The 19,907-nt window shown below is 74.5% G+C and carries 16 protein-coding genes; 4 read left to right on the top strand and 12 right to left on the bottom strand.

Annotated features, from left to right (window positions below; translation table 11 throughout):
* Nucleotides 1-109 precede the first annotated feature (109 nt).
* From ABZ719_RS20030 to ABZ719_RS20015, 4 genes are read left to right on the top strand one after another with little or no spacing between them, the layout of a single operon-like run.
* Complete coding sequence (locus ABZ719_RS20030) at nucleotides 110-865, top strand: (Fe-S)-binding protein (protein ID WP_366726515.1); 756 nt, start codon at nucleotides 110-112, stop codon at nucleotides 863-865.
* Nucleotides 862-2,340, top strand: a complete 1,479-nt coding sequence (locus ABZ719_RS20025; protein WP_366726514.1) for a lactate utilization protein B — start codon at nucleotides 862-864, stop codon at nucleotides 2,338-2,340. The genes ABZ719_RS20030 and ABZ719_RS20025 overlap by 4 nt, the downstream gene beginning before the upstream one ends.
* Complete coding sequence (locus ABZ719_RS20020) at nucleotides 2,337-2,984, top strand: LUD domain-containing protein (RefSeq protein ID WP_366726513.1); 648 nt, start codon at nucleotides 2,337-2,339, stop codon at nucleotides 2,982-2,984. The genes ABZ719_RS20025 and ABZ719_RS20020 overlap by 4 nt, the downstream gene beginning before the upstream one ends.
* A gap of 22 nt (nucleotides 2,985-3,006) precedes the next feature.
* Nucleotides 3,007-4,161: a betaine/proline/choline family ABC transporter ATP-binding protein gene (locus ABZ719_RS20015; RefSeq protein ID WP_366726512.1), complete on the top strand. Its 1,155-nt coding sequence runs from the start codon at nucleotides 3,007-3,009 to the stop codon at nucleotides 4,159-4,161.
* A gap of 106 nt (nucleotides 4,162-4,267) precedes the next feature.
* On the opposite strand, the gene ABZ719_RS20010 is transcribed toward ABZ719_RS20015, so the two are convergent.
* The 12 genes from ABZ719_RS20010 to ABZ719_RS19955 all read right to left on the bottom strand — a co-directional run bounded on the left by ABZ719_RS20010 (nucleotide 4,268) and on the right by ABZ719_RS19955 (nucleotide 19,659).
* Nucleotides 4,268-5,197, bottom strand: a complete 930-nt coding sequence (locus ABZ719_RS20010) for an ABC transporter substrate-binding protein (protein ID WP_366726591.1) — start codon at nucleotides 5,195-5,197, stop codon at nucleotides 4,268-4,270.
* Nucleotides 5,198-5,223: 26 nt separating this feature from the next.
* The gene (locus ABZ719_RS20005) at nucleotides 5,224-5,898 is read right to left on the bottom strand and encodes an ABC transporter permease subunit (RefSeq protein WP_366726511.1); all 675 of its coding nucleotides are present in this window, start codon (nucleotides 5,896-5,898) and stop codon (nucleotides 5,224-5,226) included.
* Nucleotides 5,899-5,929: 31 nt separating this feature from the next.
* Nucleotides 5,930-6,610: an ABC transporter permease gene (locus tag ABZ719_RS20000; RefSeq protein ID WP_366726510.1), complete on the bottom strand. Its 681-nt coding sequence runs from the start codon at nucleotides 6,608-6,610 to the stop codon at nucleotides 5,930-5,932.
* 421 nt (nucleotides 6,611-7,031) lie between these two features.
* Nucleotides 7,032-7,610, bottom strand: coding sequence for a MarR family transcriptional regulator (locus tag ABZ719_RS19995; RefSeq protein ID WP_366726509.1), 579 nt, complete (start codon nucleotides 7,608-7,610; stop codon nucleotides 7,032-7,034).
* 127 nt (nucleotides 7,611-7,737) lie between these two features.
* Nucleotides 7,738-7,995 (bottom strand): hypothetical protein, encoded by a 258-nt coding sequence (locus ABZ719_RS19990; RefSeq protein WP_366726508.1) that lies wholly within the window; start codon nucleotides 7,993-7,995, stop codon nucleotides 7,738-7,740.
* A 10-nt stretch (nucleotides 7,996-8,005) separates the two neighbouring features.
* Entirely contained in the window at nucleotides 8,006-9,028 is a 1,023-nt protein-coding gene (locus ABZ719_RS19985; RefSeq protein WP_366726507.1) for an SDR family oxidoreductase, read from the bottom strand.
* Between the two features lie 11 nt (nucleotides 9,029-9,039).
* Entirely contained in the window at nucleotides 9,040-10,806 is a 1,767-nt protein-coding gene (locus ABZ719_RS19980; protein WP_366726506.1) for a glycoside hydrolase family 15 protein, read from the bottom strand.
* Nucleotides 10,807-10,894: 88 nt separating this feature from the next.
* Nucleotides 10,895-12,718: a thiamine pyrophosphate-requiring protein gene (locus tag ABZ719_RS19975; RefSeq protein ID WP_366726505.1), complete on the bottom strand. Its 1,824-nt coding sequence runs from the start codon at nucleotides 12,716-12,718 to the stop codon at nucleotides 10,895-10,897.
* Between the two features lie 56 nt (nucleotides 12,719-12,774).
* Nucleotides 12,775-15,852, bottom strand: a complete 3,078-nt coding sequence (locus tag ABZ719_RS19970; protein ID WP_366726504.1) for an FAD-linked oxidase C-terminal domain-containing protein — start codon at nucleotides 15,850-15,852, stop codon at nucleotides 12,775-12,777.
* A 444-nt stretch (nucleotides 15,853-16,296) separates the two neighbouring features.
* On the bottom strand, nucleotides 16,297-17,358 hold the full coding sequence (locus ABZ719_RS19965; protein ID WP_366726503.1) for a cytochrome c oxidase assembly protein: 1,062 nt from the start codon (nucleotides 17,356-17,358) through the stop codon (nucleotides 16,297-16,299).
* 766 nt (nucleotides 17,359-18,124) lie between these two features.
* Entirely contained in the window at nucleotides 18,125-18,850 is a 726-nt protein-coding gene (locus ABZ719_RS19960; protein ID WP_366726502.1) for an FAD binding domain-containing protein, read from the bottom strand.
* 269 nt (nucleotides 18,851-19,119) lie between these two features.
* A complete protein-coding gene (locus ABZ719_RS19955; RefSeq protein WP_366726590.1) occupies nucleotides 19,120-19,659 on the bottom strand; it encodes a GNAT family N-acetyltransferase in 540 nt (179 codons plus the stop codon).
* Nucleotides 19,660-19,907: the final 248 nt, after the last annotated feature.

Raw genomic sequence — 19,907 nt, 5'->3', positions numbered from 1 at the left:
GGGAGCGGGGCGCCCGCACCGCCACGCCCGGAGCGGTCCCGGGGTCTCCCGCCCCGCTGCCCGCCTGACTACGCTTCACCCGTCCGATGACCGACCACAAGGAGCCTCGATGCGTGTCGCCCTGTTCCTGACCTGCGTCAATGACACGCTCTATCCGGACACCGGCCGCGCGGTGGTGAAACTGCTGACCAGACTGGGCGTCCGGGTGGACTTCCCGCTGGGACAGACGTGCTGCGGACAGGCCCACTACAACACCGGGTACCGGCACGAGGCGGAGCCGCTGGCCCGGCAGTTCTCCGATGTCTTCCGGGACTACGACGCGATCGTCACACCGTCCGGGTCCTGCGGTGCGATGGTGCGGGAGCTGTATCCGCGCATGGGCGAACGGGCGCGGGCGGAGGGGCGAGGCGACTCGCTGGCCCGCGCGCTGGCACCGGTGGTGCCGAAGACGTACGAGCTGACCGAGTTCCTGGTCGACGTGCTGGGCGTGACGGACGTGGGGGCGTACTACCCGCACACCGTCACCTACCACCCGACCTGCCACGGGCTGCGCGCGCTGGGTCTCGGGGACCGTCCCCGGCGGCTGCTGGAGGCCGTGAAAGGTCTCGAACTGGTGGAGCTGCCCGGTGCCGAGGAGTGCTGCGGCTTCGGCGGCACCTTCGCGGTGAAGAACCCCGACGTCTCCGCGGCGATGGGCGCCGACAAGGTGCGCGGCGCCGAGTCGACCGGCGCCGAGGTGCTGTGCGCGGCCGACAACTCCTGTCTGATGCACATCGGCGGGACGATGACCCGGCTGCGCAGCCGGATGCGGCCGGTGCACATCGCGGAGATCCTGGCGAGCACGGAAGAGGAGCCCCTGGCATGAGCGGTACGTTCGTCGGCATGCCGGCGTTCCCGGCGGCCGCGCGCGAGGCCGTGCGCGACGCGACGCTGCGCGGCAACCTGCACCACGCCACGCACACCATCCGCGCCAAACGGGCCAAGGCGGTGGCCGAGGTCTCCGACTGGGCGCTGCTGCGCGAGGCGGGACGGCGCATCAAGGACCACACGCTGCGCCACCTGGACCGCTACCTGGTGCAGGTGGAGGAGGCGGTCACCGCGGCCGGCGGCACCGTCCACTGGGCGGTCGACGCGGCCGAGGCGAACCGGATCGTCGCCGGCCTGGTCCGGGCGACCGGCGAGAGCGAGGTCGTCAAGGTCAAGTCGATGGCCACCCAGGAGATCGGGCTCAACGAGGCGCTGGAGGCCGAGGGCATCCGCGCCTACGAGACCGATCTCGCCGAGCTGATCGTGCAGTTGGGCAAGGACCGGCCGTCCCACATCCTGGTGCCCGCGATCCACCGCAACCGCGGGGAGATCCGCGACATCTTCCGCTCCGAGATGAAGGAGTGGGGGCGTCCGGCCCCCGAGGGCCTGACCGACGCACCGGCCGAACTCGCCGAGGCGGCCCGGCTGCACCTGCGGGAGAAGTTCCTGCGCGCCAAGGTCGGCATCTCCGGCGCCAACTTCGTGGTGGCCGAGACCGGCACGCTGGTGGTCGTGGAGTCCGAGGGCAACGGACGCATGTGCCTGACTCTGCCCGAGACGCTGATCTCGGTCGTCGGCATCGAGAAGATCGTGCCGACCTGGCAGGACCTGGAGGTCTTCCTGCAGACCCTGCCCCGCTCCTCCACCGCCGAGCGGATGAACCCCTACACGTCCACCTGGACCGGCACCACCGACGGGGACGGGCCGGCCACCTTCCACCTCGTGCTGCTCGACAACGGGCGCACCGACACCCTCGCCGACGAGGTCGGCCGGCAGGCCCTGCGCTGCATCCGCTGCTCGGCCTGCCTGAACGTGTGCCCGGTCTACGAGCGGGCCGGCGGGCACGCGTACGGCTCGGTGTACCCCGGGCCGATCGGCGCCGTCCTGAGCCCGCAGCTGCGCGGCACCGGCAGCGCGATCGACGCCTCCCTGCCGTACGCGTCCTCGCTGTGCGGCGCCTGCTACGACGTGTGCCCGGTCGCCATCGACATCCCCGAGGTCCTGGTGCACCTGCGGGAACGGGTAGCGCAGGGCGGCGGGGCGACCCGCGAGGGCAACAAGGTGGTACTCAGGCCCGCCCGGGGACACCGGGCCGAGCGGGCGGCGATGCGCGCGGCCCGCGTCGCCCTCACCCACCCGGCCCTGCTGCGCGGCGGCCAGCGGCTGGCGTCGCGCACCCGGCGCTTCCACCCGCGCACCCTGCCCGGTCCGGGCCGGGCCTGGACGGGGTCCCGGGACCTGCCCGCGCTGCCCGCGGAGCCGTTCCGGGACTGGTGGCAGCGTACGCACGGCGGCGAGGAGGGCACGACGTGAGCAGCAGGGAACGGATCCTGGGCCGGGTGCGGCGCGCGCTGGCGGACGTACCGCCCGACGACACGCCCTACGAGCAGGCGGTCGTCCGGGACTATCTGCGCCGGCACGGCGACCTGGACGTCCCGGCGACGGTCGAGCTGCTGGCCGCGAACCTGGCCGACTACCGGGCGCTGGTGCACCGCACCGACGCGGCCGGGCTGCCCGCCCTGATCGCCCGGCTGCTCGCCGAGCGGGGCTCGGCGACCGTCCTGGTGCCGCCGGGCCTGGAGGAGGCGTGGACGGCGCAGGCACGGGTGACGCGGGTCGAGGACCGGGCGGACAGCTCGCCGCACGAACTGGACCGCGTCGACAGTGTGGTCACCGGCTGCGCGGTCGCCGTCGCGGAGACCGGCACGATCGTGCTGGACGGCTCCGCCGGCCAGGGCCGCCGCCGGATCACGCTCGTCCCCGACCACCACGTCTGCGTCGTCCGCGTCCCGGGCCAGGTGGTCTCCTCGGTGCCCGAGGCCCTGGCCCGTCTGGATCCGCGGCGCCCGCTGACCTGGATCTCCGGCCCCTCCGCGACCAGCGACATCGAGCTGGACCGGGTGGAGGGGGTGCACGGACCGCGCACCCTGGAGGTGGTGCTGGTGAGCGGGGAGTGAAGGACGCGGCTAGCGTGAGAACATGATCCGGTTCGAGCAGGTCACCAAGCGGTACCCGGACGGGACCACGGCCGTGGACGGCCTCGACCTGGAGGTGGCCGAGGGCGAACTCGTCACCCTGGTCGGGCCGTCCGGGTGCGGCAAGACCACCACCATGATGATGGTCAACCGGCTCGTCGAACCGACCTCGGGCCGCGTCCTCGTGGACGGCGAGGACGTCGCCGCCGTCGACCCGGTGCGGCTGCGCCGCCGGATCGGCTACGTCATCCAGCAGGTCGGTCTCTTCCCGCACCGCACGGTCCTCGACAACACCGCGACCGTGCCCGCGCTGCTGGGCTGGAAGCGGGCGAGGGCGCGGGCGCGGGCCGCCGAGCTGCTGGAGCTGGTGGGCCTGGACCCGGCGACGTACGGGCCGCGCTACCCCGAGCAGCTCTCGGGCGGTCAGCGGCAGCGGGTCGGCGTGGCGCGGGCGCTGGCCGCGGACCCGCCGGTGCTGCTGATGGACGAGCCGTTCGGGGCGGTGGACCCGGTGGTGCGCGAGCAGTTGCAGGACGAGTTCCTGCGCATGCAGGCCGCGGTGCGCAAGACGGTGCTGCTGGTCACCCACGACATCGAGGAGGCGGTGCGGCTCGGCGACCGCATCGCCGTGTACGGGCAGGGGCGCATCGAGCAGTTCGACACGCCCGCCGCGGTGCTGGGCACTCCGGCGAACGGGTACGTCGCCTCGTTCGTGGGCGCCGACCGCGGTCTGAAGAGGATGTCGGTCACGGCGGTCGAACAAGGCGATCTGGAGCAGCCGCCGGTCGCCCGGCTCGACGAGCCGGCCGAGCGCGCGGCCGGACGGCTGCGGGCCGCGGGCGCCCGCTGGGCGGTGGTCCTCGACACCTTCGGGAACCTGCACGGCTGGGTCGGCCTGGACGCGCTGGGCGCGGGCGGCGCGGTCGGTGACCTGGCGCACCGGATGAACGCGTGGGTGCCGGTGGGCGCCCCGCTGAAACAGGCCTTCGGGGTGATGCTCCAGCACGACGCGGGCTGGGTCGCCGTGCTGGACGGTGCGCGTTTCCTCGGCGTGCTGACTCCGGCGAAGCTGCACGAGGCGCTGCGCCGTTCGGTGGACGCGGACGCGCGCGGGGTGCCGCGCGGGCAGGTCGGCTTCGACTCGGTGGCGGACGCCTGACCCGGTGGGCACATCGGCTTCGACTCGGTGTGCCTGACCGCGCGCCGGGCGGCGGGCCGGGGGCGCGCACCGGGCGTGCGGGCGCGTCGAAGACGTCCGCGCCGGATCACTTCAGCAGGCCCTTCTCCTTCAGGTAGGCGCGGGCCACGTCGGAGGGCAGGCGGCGCCAGTCGTCGACGCGCTGGTTCAGCGCGGCGAGGTCGGCGGTGGTGAGGACGGCGTTGAGCCTGCCGAGCACCTCGGTCACCGCCCGGCCCCCGGCGCGGGCGCGGTTCACGACGGGGACGACGTAGTCGGCGTTCTGCAGATGCTTGTCGTCGGCGAGGAGGACGAGACCGAAGGCGTCCAGGGTGGCGTCCGTGGTCGTGGTGAGCACCAGCTGGTCGCGGCCGCCGGCCACCGCCTGTTTCGCGGGGACGGTGCCGACGCCCTTGGGGTCGACGCCGGTGACGTCGATGCCGTACGTCTTCCTCAGCCCCGGTGCGCAGTACGGCCGCCGCACGCACTCGTCGCCCGCGGCGAGCCGCACCTTCAGGCCCGAGGCGCCGAGGTCGCCGAGGGTCTTCAGGCCGTGCGCGCGGGCGTAGGCGCGGCTCACCGCGAAGGCGTTCTGGTCGACGGCCCGGCCGGGGTCGAGGACGGTCAGGCCGCGGGGGGCGGCCAGGGCGCGCAGGGCCTTCATGGTGGCGGCGAGATCGGGCGAGCCGGCCGGGGGCGCGTCGGCGCCGTGGGTCTTGGCGTTCAGCCAGTCCGCGAAGGTGGCCGCGTACTCGGGGACGACGTCGATCCGGCCGGACTCCAGGGCCGGTTCGTACAGTTCGCGGTTGGCGACGGTGATCAGGGACGTCCTGTACCCGGCCTGGCCCAGGAGCAGGGCGTACATCTGCGCGAGCAGGTCGCTCTCGGTGAAGCCCGCGGACCCGACGGTCAGGTGTCTGCTGTCGCCGGGCGGTGCGGTGACCCGGCCGCGGTCCTCCAGGGACGGGCCGGCGGCGCAGGCGGCGAGCGGGCCGAGCAGGAGCAGCAGGAGCAGCAGGGCCGGCGGGCGTACGGCGGGGGCTGTCACCGGGTGCCGCCCCGGCCGTGTCGGGGGGCCAGCCGTTCGGCGGCCTCGAAGGCGGCCTCGACGGCCAGCGCGAACGCGGCGACGAGGGCGGCGCCCGCCACCACCTGCGGCGTGTCGGCCAGGTTGAAGCCGGCCGTGATGATCCGGCCGAGGCCGCCGCCGCCGGCCAGGGCGGCGATGGTGGCGGTGGCGACGAGCTGCACGGCGGCGATCCGCACCCCGTTCAGGACCATCGGGAGCGCCAGGGGCAGTTCGACGCGCCGCAGGGTCTGGCCGCCGGTCATCCCCATGCCGCGCGCCGCCCGCACGACGTCGCGGTCCACCTCCCGCATGCCGACGTAGGCGTTGGTCAGCAGCGGCGGCACCGCGAACAGGACGAGGGCCACGACCGTGGGTCCCTCGCCCCACCGGCCGACCGGGGTGAGCAGCAGCAGGACGAGGACGGCGAAGGTGGGCACGGCGCGGCCGGCGTTGGAGATGTTGACGGCGAGGGCGCCGCCCTTGCCGAGGTGGCCGAGGACGAGCGCGACCGGCAGGGCGATCAGGCAGCTGACGGCGAGGCAGACGACGGTGAGCAGCAGGTGCTGGAGCAGGCGGTGCGCGATGCCGTCCTCGCCCGTCCAGTGCGCGGGGTCGGTGAGCCATCCCCAGGCGTCGGTGAGCGTGCTCATGGGCGCGGGGCCCTCTCCCCCGCCGCGCGGGTCACCGGCGCGCCGCCCGGGTCCAGGGGGTGACCGCGCGCTGGACGCCGAGCAGGAGCAGGTCGGCGGCGACGGCGATCACCACGCACAGCACGGAGGCGGTGAGCACCTGGGCCTTGAAGTAGGTGTTCATGCCCGCGTAGATGAGGTTGCCGAGCCCGCCGAAGCCGACGATCGCGCCCACGGTGACCAGGGAGACCGCCGAGACGGTGGCGACGCGCAGTCCGGCCGTCGCGGCGGGCAGGGCGAGCGGCAGTTCGACCGCGAGCAGCAGCCGGACGGGACCGTATCCCATGCCGCGGGCCGCCTGCCGGATCTCCTCGGGCACCGCGCGCAGTCCGGCGAGGAGGTTGCGGACGAGCACGGTGAGCGAGTACAGCGCCAGGCCCGCGACGACGAGGCCGGCCGACAGGCCGTACAGGGGCAGGAGCAGGGAGAACATGGCCAGTGAGGGGATGGTGTAGAGGACGGTGGTGAGGGCCAGCACGGGGGCCGCCGTCCAGCGCAGGCGGCGGGCGAGCACAGCGAGCGGGAGCGCGACGACGAGCCCGATGAGCACGGCCAGGGCGGTCAGGCGCAGGTGCTGGAGCACGGCGTCGAGCAGCATGTGCCGTCGGGTGCTCAGGTAGGCACCGCAGATCCATTCGTTGCGCGCGAGGCAGTCGTCGGGGGGCGCGGTCACCCGTCCATTGCAGCGGGTGCTCCACCGGTTCGGCTCGTTGTGGTGGCCCGTCCGGGGCGTCGCCGGGTACCCGGGGCCAGGAGCCCACGGCAGCGACGGCGGTTGCCGTGCGGTCACCGGAAGGGGCTCGCTCAGCCTGGAACACGTGAGGTCCGCCGTGGTGTCGGGTCCTCCGGGGCCGGGCGGGTCGGCGCAGCCGGGGTACGCGGCCGGACCGGACGGCGGGACCGTGAAGGCCCGGTGGCCCACAGCGCCGACGGGGTGTCGGGTGGCGCGCGCTCCGGCCGTGGACGCGATGGCCGCCCCGGCGGGAGAGCGCTGCTCCTTCGGGGCAGCGCCGAAAGCGTGTCGCCCGCCGGGGCGGGCGTTCCCGTTCGCTCGCCGGGCCCGGCAGGCGCCCGTCCGCCCCGGTGCGCCCGGCTCACGTGTCCGGCGGGGCGGCCGGGTCCAGGGCGTCGTCCACGACGCCGCGGTCCCTGCGCGCGTCGTCGTAGGCGTCCACCGCCGTCTCCCCCGCCGCCTCCGTCAGCGCGTGCAGGGCGGGGACCAGCGCGGCCCGTTCCTGGGCGGGCAGCCGCTGCACCAGGCGGCGGATCTCGGCACGGCGCCGGTCGAGGACCCGGCTGACCAGTTCGTGGCCGCCGCCGGTGAGGCTCAGCACGACCTCGCGCCGGTTGGCCGGGTTGGTCCTGCGGTCGACGAGGTCGAGCGCCTCCAGGCGTTCCACCATGCGCAGCGCGGTGGACGGGTTGACGCCCAGGGTGGCGGCGAGCACGACCAGCTTGACCGGTCCGCAGGTGTCCAGCACCACCAGCGCCCGCAGCTGGGGCAGGGTCAGCGAGTCCGCGGTGGACGCCAGGGCGCGGGCGGAGATCGCCACGAACAGCCGGGACGCGGCCATCACGGCCACGCTCAGCTCCTCGGCCTCACGGTCGAGCGCGGCCTGCCCGAAGCGGCCACCGGACCGGGTCCGTCCCCGGTCGGTGTCACGCTGTGCCATGGTGTCCCCCTTCCGCCGCTCCGCCCGTACGGGCGGAAACGATCAGGCGCGGAGCATCATTGCAGAGGACAACGGTGCCCGGCAGGGATTGTCCCGGCGTCCCGTCGCCGCGCGCACCGCCCTCCTGTCAGCGGGCCGGTCCGGGGGCCGGGGCCCCGCGCCCGCTGTCGAGCTGGTGTCTCAGCTCGCGCAGCAGGTCGGCCGGCAGCCGCCCCGACGTGGCCCATTCGACGACGAGTTCGGCCACGTGCTGCTCCTTGATGCGGGTGTGCGCGGCCATCGCGCGCAGCACGGCACGGGCCCGGTCGCGGGTCACCCCGCCCACGATGGCCACGATGTCGGTCGCCTCGTCGAGGAGGCGGTGCGGGCGTTCGGTCAGGGTCATCGCGGTCTCCTCACGCGGCGTCGGAGCGGGCGCCCCTGCCCAGCGCCGCCCTCGCGGCCACGGCACCGACGGCGCCGACGGCGATCACGGAGGCGACGGCGGCGGGGTGGCGGGCCAGGGCGGCTTCCAGGGAGCGGCTGTGCGCCGAGTCGTCGAAGGCGCCGTGGGCGCCGCGGTCGTCGCCCCCGGGCCGGTCCAGCGGTTCGAAGAGGTTGCTCTCGCCGGTCGGCGCCACCTGGTCGGTCTGCTGGGAGTCGAAGCCGGTGCGGGCCAGGTAGCGGTCGAGGAGGGCGGGGGCGAGCCGGTTGGCCCAGACGGTGGCCACGGTGCTGGCGCCGATGTAGTACTGCTTGCGGCCGGGGTGGTCGGCGGCGTGCACGACCCCGCGGGCGGCGACCTCCGGCTGGTAGATCGGCGGCACCGGCTGGGGGTGCTTGGGCAGCCGGGAGCGGACCCAGGAGAATTGCGGGGTGTTGACGGCCGGCATCTGGGCGACGGTCACCCGGACCTTGCTGCCGCGGTGCAGGAGTTCGGTGCGCAGCGAGGAGGTGAATCCGTTGATGGCGTGCTTGGCGCCGCAGTACGCCGACTGCAGCGGGATGGCCCGCTCCCCGAGCGCGGAGCCGACCTGCACGATGGTGCCGCGGTCGCGGGGCAGCATCCGCTTCAGCGCGGCCCGGGTGCCGTTCACGAAGCCCAGGTACGTCACCCGGGTCACCCGCTCGTACTCCTCGGCGGTGATCTCGTCGAAGGGCGCGAAGACGCTGCTGAACGCGCAGTTGATCCATACGTCGACGGGGCCGAAGGCCTCCTCGGCGGCGTCGGCGGCGGCTTCGACCTGCCCGGCGTCGGAGGTGTCGGTGACCTGGACGAGGGGCCGGCCGCCGAGCGCCTCGATCTCCTGCGCGGCGGCGTCCAGGCCGGCCCGGCCGCGGGCCAGCAGCACGACGTTGGCGCCGCGCCTGCCGTACAGGCGGGCGGTGGCGCGGCCGATGCCGGCGCTGGCACCGGTGATGACGACGGTCTGGGGCATGGGTGGGCTCCTTACCCGGCGGTGTCCGCCGGTGAACTCGGTTCCTTCGGGAGGCGGGCGGCGGCCTCCAGCAGCAGGGCGTGGACGAAGGCCTGGGGAAGGTTGCCGCGCAACTGCCGCTGGGCGACGTCGAACTCCTCCGCGTACAGTCCCGACGATCCGCAGGCTCCGCGGTTGCGTTCGAACCAGCGGTAGGCGTCGGTCTCGTTGCCCTGCTGGTGCTCGGCGAGCGCCATGGCGAACCCGCACAGCAGGAAGGCTCCCTCGGCCTCTTCCAGGGGCCGGTCGTCGTGCCGGAAGCGGTACATGAAGTGGTCCTGGGCGAGCTGGTCGCGGCAGGCGGCGAGGGTGGCGCGGGTGCGCGGGTCGTCGGCGGGCAGGGCGCCGCGCAGCGGGGGCAGCAGCAGCGCGGCGTCGGCCTTGGGGTCGTCGGGGGTGCGCTGCCAGTGGCCGTCGGGGTGCACGCTGGTGGCGGCGGTGTGGGCGAGCAGGGTGTCGGCGAGCCGGTCGCAGGTGCCGGTCCCGGCGGCGCGCGGTGCCGCAGCGGCCAGGGCGCGCAGTCCGGCGACACAGGTGAGCCGGCTGTGGGTCCAGTGCTCGGGGTCCAGTTCCCAGATACCGGCGTCGGGTTCCCGCCACCGTTCGGCGATCGCCCGGACCGCGACCTCGGCGGCCCGCCGCCCGTCGGTGTCGAGGCGGCCGGCGCGTTCGGCGGCGGCGAACAGCAGCAGCGCCTCGCCGAAGCAGTCCAGCTGGAACTGCTTCTCGACGTGGTTGCCGATCCGGCTGGAGCCGCCGGGGTAGCCGGGCAGGTCCAGCTCGCGCTGGCCGGGGACCGGCCGGCCGTGCACGGTGTAGGCGGGGGCGAGGCCGGGGCCGTCGTCCAGCAGCCGTTCGCGCACGAAACGGACGGCGGCGTCCAGGAGTTCGGGGGCGTCCGCGGCGGCCGCCGCCTGCCCGGCCAGGCTCTGGTCGCGGATCCACACGTACCGGTAGTCGTAGTTGCGGCCCGCCTCGGCGCGTTCGGGCAGGCTGGTGGTGGCCGCGGCGACCATGCCGCCGCCGTGCGTGGTCAGCCCGCGCAGCACGGCGTAGGCGCGGCGGGCGTCGCCGGGGGCGACGGTCCGGTCCAGGGCGGGCACGCTCTCCCGCCAGGCCTGTTCGGTGGCGGCCCAGGCGTGGCCGGCCCGGGGCGGGGTGCGGGGCAGCGGCGCGTCGGAGCACTCGAGGACCAGGTCGTGGTGCTCGCCGGGTGCCAGGACCAGGTCGGCGGTCAGGCCCTCGGCGCGGACGGTCGCCGTCGGGGCGCCCTGCCAGCGCAGCCGGTGGCGGCCGGAGTTGACGTGCCAGACGCCGTCGTCGTCCCGGTGCGGGACGGAGGAGGGGGCGCGGCCGTAGTCGGCGTGGGCGTCCAGGACGACGCGCACGTGCGCGGTGCCGTCGACGGCCATCAGGCGGCGCAGCAGGACGAGGCGGTCCCGCTCGCCGGGGAAGGCGAGGGCCTCGCGGCACTCGATCACCCCGTCGGTGGTGATCCAGCGGCTGCGCCGGATCAGGGTGCCCTCCTCGTAGTAGCCGCCGGGGACGTACCGGCCGCGCGGGGTGACCGCGTAGACGCCCCGGCCGCCGATGAGGGAGGCGAAGACGGCGTCGTCGTGCCAGGTCGGCGCGCACAGCCAGTTGACCGCGCCGTCCTGGCCGATGAGGGCGCCGCGCTCGCCGTCGGCGAGCAGCGCGTAGTCGTGCAGTGCGTGCGGGGGGAAGGATGTGGTGCTCATGTCCGCGGGGCCTCACCGTGTGTCGTGGAGGTCCGCGCGGCGGGGGCGGGCACCGCGGCGCCCGCCCCCGCCGTCACCGGACCGTGCCTCACCGGCCCTCCTCGGCGCCCGGCCGGTCCGAGCGGTGCCGGCCGCCGGGCAGGAACTCCTGCACCTTGGCCTTGAAGCCCTGGCGGACCATGCCGGCGCGGTCGCTGTCGCCCTTGAGGACGGAGGTCGCGGCGGCCTCGATCTGGTCGAGGGTGGCGTGCGGCGGGATGGGCGGCACGGCCGGGTCGGTGACGAAGTCCAGCACGCACGGCTTGTCGCTCCTGAGCGCGCTCTCCCAGGCGCCGCGGACGCCGTCCGGTTCCTCGACCCGGATGCCGTTCAGGCCCAGCGAGCGGGCGAAGTCGGCGTAGGCGACGTCGGGGATCGACTGGGAGGGCAGGAACTGAGGAGCGCCGGCCATGGCGCGCATCTCCCAGGTGACCTGGTTGAGATCCTGGTTGTTGAGGACGGCGACGATCAGGCGCGGGTCCTGCCACTCCTGCCAGTACTTGGCGATGGTGATCAGCTCGGCCATGCCGTTCATCTGCATGGCGCCGTCGCCGACCAGGGCGATCGCCGGACGGTCGCCGTGCGCGAACTTGGCGCCGATGACGTACGGCACTCCGGGGCCCATGGTGGCGAGCGTGCCGGACAGCGAGCCGCGCATGGCGCCGCGCAGCTTGAGGTGACGGGCGTACCAGTTGGCGGCGGAGCCGGAGTCGGAGGCGAGGATGACGTCGTCGGGCAGCAGGTCGCTCAGGGCGTGCGCGACGTACTCGGGGTTGATGGGTTCGGCGTCGACGGCGGCCCGCCGCTGCATCACCTCCCACCACCGCGCGACGTCCTTCTCGATGGTCTTGCGCCAGCTCTTGTTCTTGTTCGTCTTGAGCAGCGGCAGCAGCCGGGTCAGCGTCTCGCGGGCGTCGCCCACGAGGTTCACCTCGAACGGGTAGCGCAGGCCGACCATGTGCGGGTCGATGTCGATCTGCACGGCCCGCGCCTGCCCGAACTCCGGCATGAACTGGGTGTACGGGAAGGAGGAGCCGATGACGAGCAGCGTGTCGCAGTTCTCCATCATCTCGTACGACGGCCTGGTGCCGAGCAGGCCGATCGCCCCGGTGACGTAGGGCAGCTCGTCGTCCAGCACGTCCTTGCCGAGCAGCGCCTTGGCGACGCCGGCGTTGAGCCGGTCGGCCACCGCCATGACCTCCTGCCGGGCCCCGCGCGCGCCCTGCCCGACGAGGATGGCCACCTTCTCGCCCGCGTTGATCACCTCGGCCGCGCGGGTGAGGTCCTCGTCGGAGGGGACCGGCGCGTAGTGCGACATGCCGAGGCTGGAGGGGACCATCTTGAAGGCGTGCTCGGGCGGCGAGTAGTCGAGTTCCTGCACGTCGGCGGGGATGACCACGGCGCACACCGAGCGGCGGGCCATGGCGGTGCGCATCGCCCGGTCCAGCACGTTGGGCAGCTGCTCGGGGACGGTGACCATCTCGCAGAAGTCGGAGGCGACGTCCTTGTACAGGCTCAGCAGGTCGACCTCCTGCTGGTAGGAGCCGCCCATGGCGCTGCGGTTGGTCTGGCCGACGATCGCGACGACCGGGACGTGGTCGAGCTTGGCGTCGTAGAGGCCGTTGAGCAGGTGGATGGCGCCGGGGCCGGAGGTGGCCGCGCACACGCCGACCTTGCCGGAGAACTTGGCGTAGCCGACGGCCTCGAACGCGGCCATCTCCTCGTGCCGGGCCTGGATGAACCGGGGGTTGTCGTCGGCCCGGCCCCAGGCGGCGAGCAGCCCGTTGATGCCGTCGCCGGGGTAGGCGAAGACATACTCCACACCCCAGTCGCGCAGACGCTCGAGGAGGTGGTCGGAGACTTTCTTCGACATGTGCGGAAAACCTTTCCGGAGGGTGCGTTCTCAGGGCTCGGTCAGGGCGCGCCCGGTCAGGGGCGGCGCAGGGAGCGGACGGCTGTCCGGCCGGCCGCGGTGACGGCCGCCGCGGTCAGGGCCGCGACGCCCGCGGTGGCCGCCCAGCGGGCCGCGCGGGACGGTTCGGCGGGCCGGGTGGCCAGCCGTTCGGGCTGCTCCTGGGGCAGGTTCCCGTCCAGGCCGAGGGCAAGCACCTCGGCCAGGTGCAGGGCGCGGCGGCCGGTGCCGCCCTGTTCGATCTGGGTGCGGCAGCTGAAGCCGTCGGCGAGGACCAGGCTGTCGGGGGCGGCCGCGCGGACGGCGGGCAGGACGCCCTGTTCCGCGACGGCCATGGAGACCTCGTGGTGGCCGCGTTCGAAACCGAAGTTGCCGGCCAGGCCGCAGCAGCCCTCGTCCAGGACGTCGGCGTCGAGGTGGGCGCGGCGCATGAGTTCCCGGTCCGCGTCGAACTTCATGATCGCGTGCTGGTGGCAGTGGGTCTGCACGGTGGCCTGCCGGGACAGCTTCGGCGGCTGCCAGCCGTCGGGCGCGTGGTGCACCAGGTGCTCGGCGAAGGTGCGCACCTGGCCGGCCAGCCGCTTGACGTCCAGGTCGGCGGGCATCAGCTCGGTCGCGTCGGAGCGGAAGACGGCCGTGCAGGAGGGTTCCAGGCCGATGATCGGCGTGCTCGCGTCCAGGTAGGGGCGCAGCACGTCGAGGGAGCGGCGCAGCACCTTCTTGGCGGTGTCGAGCTGCCCGGTGGAGATCCAGGTGAGGCCGCAGCACACCGGTTCGGTGGGGACGGCGACCTTGAAGCCCGCGTCGCGCAGGACCCGTACGGCCGAGATCGCGATGGAGGGGTGGAAGTAGGTGCTGAAGGTGTCGGGCCACAGCACCACGGTCCGCGGGTCGGCGGGGTCGGGTTCCTCGGCGTCCTGTTCCCGCCACCACTCGAGGAAGGACTGCCGGGCGAACACGGGGGCCTGCCGCTCCTCGGCCACCCCGGCCAGCGCCTTGCCCGCCCGGGACAGGCCGGGCGCGCGCAGGAGGGTGTTGACCAGGGAGGGGGCGACGCGGGAGAGGCGGGCCCACAGCGGCAGCCAGCCCATGGAGTAGTGGGCGGGCGGACGCAGCCTGCCCTCGTAGTGGTGGGAGAGGAACTCGGCCTTGTAGGTGGCCATGTCGACGTTGACCGGGCAGTCCGACTTGCAGCCCTTGCAGGCGAGGCAGAGGTCGAGCGCGTCCTTGACCTCGGTGGAGCGCCAGCCGTCGGTGACCGTGGAGTCCGCGTGGCCGTCGAGCATCTCGAACAGCAGCCGGGCCCGGCCCCGGGTGGAGTGCTCCTCCTCCCAGGTGGCGCGGTAGGAGGGGCACATGACGCCGCCCTCGTGGCTGCGGCAGTTGCCGATGCCGACGCAGCGCATCACCGCGCGGGTGAAGGAGTGGTCGTCCTCCGGGTAGCCGAAGTGCGTCTCGGGTGTGGCCGGCCGCCAGTCGGCGCCGAGGCGGAGCTGGCCGTCGACCGGGTTCGGGTCGACGATCTTGCCCGGGTTCATCCGGTCGCCCGGGTCGAACAGCCTCTTCAGCTCGCCGAACGCGGTCACCAGACGCGGCCCGAACATCCGTACCAGCAGCTCGCCCCGGGACTGGCCGTCGCCGTGCTCGCCCGACAGCGAGCCGCCGTAGGACGAGACGAGGTCGGCGGCGCGCTCCAGGAAACGGCGGAAGTCGGCGACGCCCTCGGCCGTCTTCAGCCCGAAGGGGATCCGGGTGTGCACACAGCCCTGCCCGAAGTGCCCGTACAGCGAGGGGTGGTCGTAGTCGAACTCCTCGAACAGCTTCTTCAGGTCGCGCAGGTAGTCGCCGAGGCGCTCGGGCGGCACGGCGGAGTCCTCCCAGCCCTCCCAGGTCTCCCGGTCGTCCGGGGGCCGCGCGGTCACGCCGAGTCCCGCCTCGCGGGCCTTGAGCATCTCCTGTTCGCGCTCCGGGTCGTCGGAGAAGGCGACGTCCGGATCCTTCTCGCTGCGGCCGAGGGCGCGCAGCAGGGCGTGCGCCTGCTCGTCGACGGCCTCCTGGCTGTCCCCGCTGAACTGCACCAGCAGCCAGCTGTCGCCCTTCGGCAGGACGCGCAGGGAGTCGAGGTAGGCGCCCTCCTCGCGCATCAGCTGCGCCATCCGCCCGTCCAGTGCCTCCAGCTGGCTGGGCGAGCAGTGTTCGAGCACCCGGGAGACGTCGTCCCCGGCCCGGCAGATGTCCTCGTAGCCGAGGACCAGGATCGACTGGTACGGCGGCACCGGCACGAGTTCCAGTTCGGCCCGCAGGACCGTCACCAGGGTGCCCTCGCTGCCGACCAGGGCGCGGGCGACGTCGAAGCCGTTCTCGGGCAGCAGGGAGTCGAGGTTGTAGCCGGAGACCCGGCGCGGGATCTTCGGGTAGCCGCGCCGGATGTCCGCCAGGTACTCGGTGGCGATGCGGTCGAGCCCGGCGTAGATCTCGGCCTTGCGGCCGCCCTCGGCGGCGATCCGGGCCCGCTCGGCCTCGGAGGTGGGGCCCACCCACGTCCGCAGGCCGTCGTAGGTGAGGATCTCCAGCCGGCGCACGTTGTCGACGGTCTTCCCGTACGCCTGCGCGGACGCGCCGCACGAGTTGTTGCCGATCATGCCGCCGAGCGCGCAGTGGCTGTGCGTGGAGGGTTTCGGGCCGAACTGGAGACGGTGGTCGGAAAGGCGCCGGTTCAGCTCGTCCAGGACGATGCCGGGTTCGACCACGCAGGTGCGGGCGTCGGGGTCGACGGAGATCAGCGCGTGGCAGTACTTGGTCCAGTCGATGACGACGGCGGTGTTCGTGGACTGCCCGGCCAGGCTGGTGCCGCCGCCGCGGGAGAGGACCGGGGCCCCGAACCGGGCGCACACCGCCACGGCCTCCGCGCCCGCCTCCACGGTGCGGGGCACGACCACGCCGAGCGGCACCTGGCGGTAGTTGGAGCCGTCCGTGACGTACGCGCCTCTGCTCCCGGCGTCGAACCGGACCTCGGCGTCCACGGACTCGCGCAGCGCCGCCTCCAGGGCGGTGACGTCCACCGTGGGGGCGTCGAGCGGGGGTGTACGACTCATCAGCGGCAACCGCCTTCCTGGACCGTGCGGGGCGTCCCGGCGACCCGGGCCTGCCGGCTCCGTGGCCGGTCACCGGCCCTGCCGGGGTGGCGGGCCCGTGCCGCCGACGCTCCCCCGGGTACCCGCCCTTGCAGTGTGCAAGGGTGCCTTTTCCGGCGCGCGCCGGACCGGGGCCGCCGGACGCCTTCACGGACGGTGCGCGGGCGGGGCGTACGCCCTCCGCGCGCATGAGACACCGCGCCCCGGCCCGGCGCGCGGCACCACCGCACCGGTCCGGCGAACCGGACACACCGACGGCGCGGCTCACCGGCCGACGCTGGGCCGATCGGGTGAGCGGGCGGGACGGGAGCGGCGCGAGGGGCGGCCCCACGGCTGCGCGGGGTCAGCGACCGCGCGGTCCGTCCGCCTCACGGGCGCGGTGGCGTCACCGGGGGCCGTGCCGGCTCAGTGGTCGCCGTGCTGGCGGCGGATCCGGTCGGCCACCTCGTTGTGCTCGGTCTCCCACCAGGGGCGCACCCGCTCGGGCGCGGGCGGTTCGGCCGGGCGCGGCGCCGGAGCACCGTCCACCGAGCCGGCGGCCGAGGCGCCCGCCGTCGCGAGTGCCGTGCCACGCTCCTCGTCCAGGCGCCGGTCGAGGGCCGCGTTCTGGAGGCGTTCGGCGCGGGCCCACTGCGCGAGGACGGCCAGCAGGAAGGGCAGCGCGACCAGTTCCGCGATGCTGAGCATGGCCCCGCCGCCGATCTGCTGGTCGTGGCGGACGTCGGGGGCCCAGGCGGGAGCGTGGTGGAGGTACCAGGCACCGGCGATCAGCGTGCCGTGGGTCATCACCACGACGCCCGGCACCGCGTCGACGAGGCCGTCCAGGAAGACGAGCGCGGCGCGGACCGGGTGCGTGCACCAGGCGGGCAGGGTCTGCTCCCGGGTGAGCACCGGGACGACGAACAGGCACCCGGCCGCCAGCAGGTGCAGGTACATCAGCTGGTGCAGCCAGCCCACCCGCAGTGCGGTGGCGAAGTACGGCGTGAAGTAGACGACCAGCTCGGTGGTGAGCACCAGCGCCGTGCTGACCAGCGGAAAGGTCAGTACGCGCACGACCCGGCCGGTGACGGCCCTCCGGACCCGGGCCGCCCGCGGCTCGGGCAGTGCCTCGACGGCGAGCCGCAGCGGGTCACCGAGGGCGAGACCGAGCGGCGCGAGCAGGTCGAGCAGGACGTTCTGCACGGCGGCCGGCCAGAACAGGACGTGGTCGTAGACGGCCAGCGCCGACATCGTGGCCACCACCAGCGCGCCGAGCCCGAGCAGCACGAACGCGGCGGTGCGGGCCACCGGCCAGGACCCGCCCCGGCGGCGAAGCCGCAGCACGCCCCACCCGTAGAGCCCGCCGAGGACGGCCACCAGGACCAGGGCGGGCACGTCCGGCTGCCACGAGGTGAGCAGCCTGCCCACCGTCGGCTCCGCCAGGTGGCCCGCCGGCAGCGACATGCCGGTCATCGCGTCCGCCGTCATGCGTATCGGTCTCCTTCGCCCACCGGGGGACGAGTCGGTACAGGTCCCCCGGGACGGTAGCGCCCCGCGCCCCCGCGTCCGGCGGCGGGGTACCGCCGGACGCGGGGGCGCGGGGCCGGTGCGGATCCGGGGCGCTGCCACCGGGGTGACGTTCTTGCCGCCGAAGGGGGGCGGGAGGCACCCGCCGCGGCGAAGGACCAGCCGAACCGCGCGCACGCGGTCACGGCCGCGCAGGCTCCGGCAGCACGACGAGGCCGCCAGGGACGCGTCACCGGTCAGCTCCGAGGTGTTCATTCATGTCTGAACGAACAGGGCGCGGCGAGGAGCGCGGGCGCCAGGGGCGCCGGGAGGCCGCCTCTCAGGCGGGCCGTCTCTGGCGGGTCGGGGGCCGGGCCCGTCGCCCCTGGGCGGCCGGGGGCGGCTTCGCCCACCAGTGGCCGCACCGGCCGTACACCCGCGGCTCGCGGGCGGCCGGCAGGTCCAGGAGGGAGCGTGCCTCGGCCTCCAGCGCCTCCAAGGTCGTCGCCGGGAGTGCGTGGAAAGCCGTCATCGCGCGGAACGCCGAACGGGACGGCCGGACGGCGGGAGGCCCGGACTACGGGACGGCGGGACTCCGGGACGGTGGGACTCCGGAACTCCGGCAAAGAGGCCCCCGGGCCCGACCGGCCGGGCCCGACCGGCCGCACCGGACCAGCCACACCCCGTCAGTCACACCGACCGCCAGTCACACCCCGCCCGCCGCCCCGTCCGGTCACGCCCCTTCCAATCACGCCCCCTCGGCTGCGGCGAGGAGGTCCGTGGTCTGGCCGCGTACCTGCTCCCAGGCGGCGGCGGGCAGGTCCCCGAAGGCGGTGGTCGTCCGCAGCGCGTCGAGCGCGGGTGCGGCACCGCCGTCGCACACGACGCTGTCGTCCCGTACGTCGTAGCCGTCGCGGACGGCGACGTGGAGACTACGGCCTCCCCCCGCCTCGGCGTGCAGGGCCGACGCGACGACCAGGGGCGGCGGCCCGCCCGCCTCGCCCGGCAGTTTGCGGTACGCGCCGGCGAGCGGGGTACGCCAGTGGAGGCCGAGGAGGAGGGGGCCCTTGGCCGTGACCTCGGCCAGACCGGCCTCCCGGACGCCTTCCGCGTCCAGCACCGTGGCGCGGGCCCGCAGGACGAGGGCGGCGGGCAGCAGGCAGCGCAGCGAGCTGCCCACGAGGTTGCCGCCGACGGTGGCCGTCCGGCGCACGGCCCCGGTGCCGACGGTGGCCGCGGCCCGGCGCAGCACCTCCGGGACCCGTTCGTCGATCCGGTGCAGCACCACCGCGGCACCCAGTGTCTCCGGGCCGATGACGTTGGCCTCGGGCAACTCCCGCAGGGACATGGCCTGTTCGGGAAACCCGTCGCGTTGCCAGGTGGCCCACACCAAGGTCGCCCCGCCTATCGGGACGGCCCCCTCGGCCACGCAGTGCCGCGCTTCGGACACGGATGTGGGCAGACGCAAGAGCACCGCGGCCGACCTGCCTTCCTGGAAGTGGAGTGCCGGGCGGCCGGGCCCTCGGTCGTCCGCCCGTCCGGCACGGCGCATTCTTGCCGCGCGGCCGGGGGGCGCGTACAGGGCTCACGCGAGCATGCCGGGCGCCGCGCCGTCCACGTCCTGTGCCCTCGCGCCTCCTCCCCCTCGTGCCCAGCGGCGCCCCCGGGCGCAGTGCTCCCACTGCCCCGGGTGCGGGCCGAGCCGTTCGCGACCGCGCGAGGTACGGGCGGAGCCGTTCGCGGCTACACCGGGTACGGGTCGGTCGCGAGCCGCGCGTGCGTCTCGACGTCGTACCGGACGCCGTCCCAGGCGAGTTTCTGCCGTTGCACGCCCTCGGCGGCGAACCCCGCCGCGCACGCCACCCGGCAGGAGGCGGGGTTGTCGGTGCGGTGCCCCAGTTCGAGGCGGAACAGGCCGAGTTCGGTGAAGCACCACTGGGCGATCCCCCGGCAGCCGTGGGTCGCCACGCCCCGGCCGCGGGCCGCGCAGGTGGTCCAGTAGGAGATCCACCCGGTGCCGTGCCGCGGGTCCGGACTCCCGACCGCCACACCGCCCAGCGCCTGGTCGGCGCCGTCGGTCACGGCGAAGGCGTAGGCGGTCCCACCGCGCCACTGGCCGCGCCGCCGTTCGATCCACCGCTCGGCGTCCGCGAGCGTGGCGACCGGCGCGTCGCACTGCCGCTCCATCAGGGGTTCCCCGAACGCCCGCAGCACGGCCCGGGCGTCGGAGGGCACCCAGGTGCGCAGCGACAGTCCGGCCGGCAACGGCACATGATCACGCACTTCGCTCAACTCCCCCGTTCCGTCTGCGTTTTCCTCGCGTAGCTCACGCCGTACGGTCCGCCGACGGCGATCGTCGACTCCTTGGGACCGGTGGCCCCGAAGGACATCCGGAGCGGTCCTCGACCAGGCCGAGCACCTGGTACGTACCCGGCCCCCCGTTATCTTCTTCGCGGTCCTGCAAGAGGGCCGCTGGCCTCCGGGCCCGGTATGACTGTTGCCCCCTGTCGAGTGGATGACCTGGGGGGTGG

The organism is Streptomyces sp. NPDC006743, from assembly GCF_040703815.1.
Lineage (GTDB): Bacteria > Actinomycetota > Actinomycetes > Streptomycetales > Streptomycetaceae > Streptomyces.
Note: the sequence above shows the minus strand (reverse complement) of the source record. Positions and strands in the feature narration are given on the sequence as shown.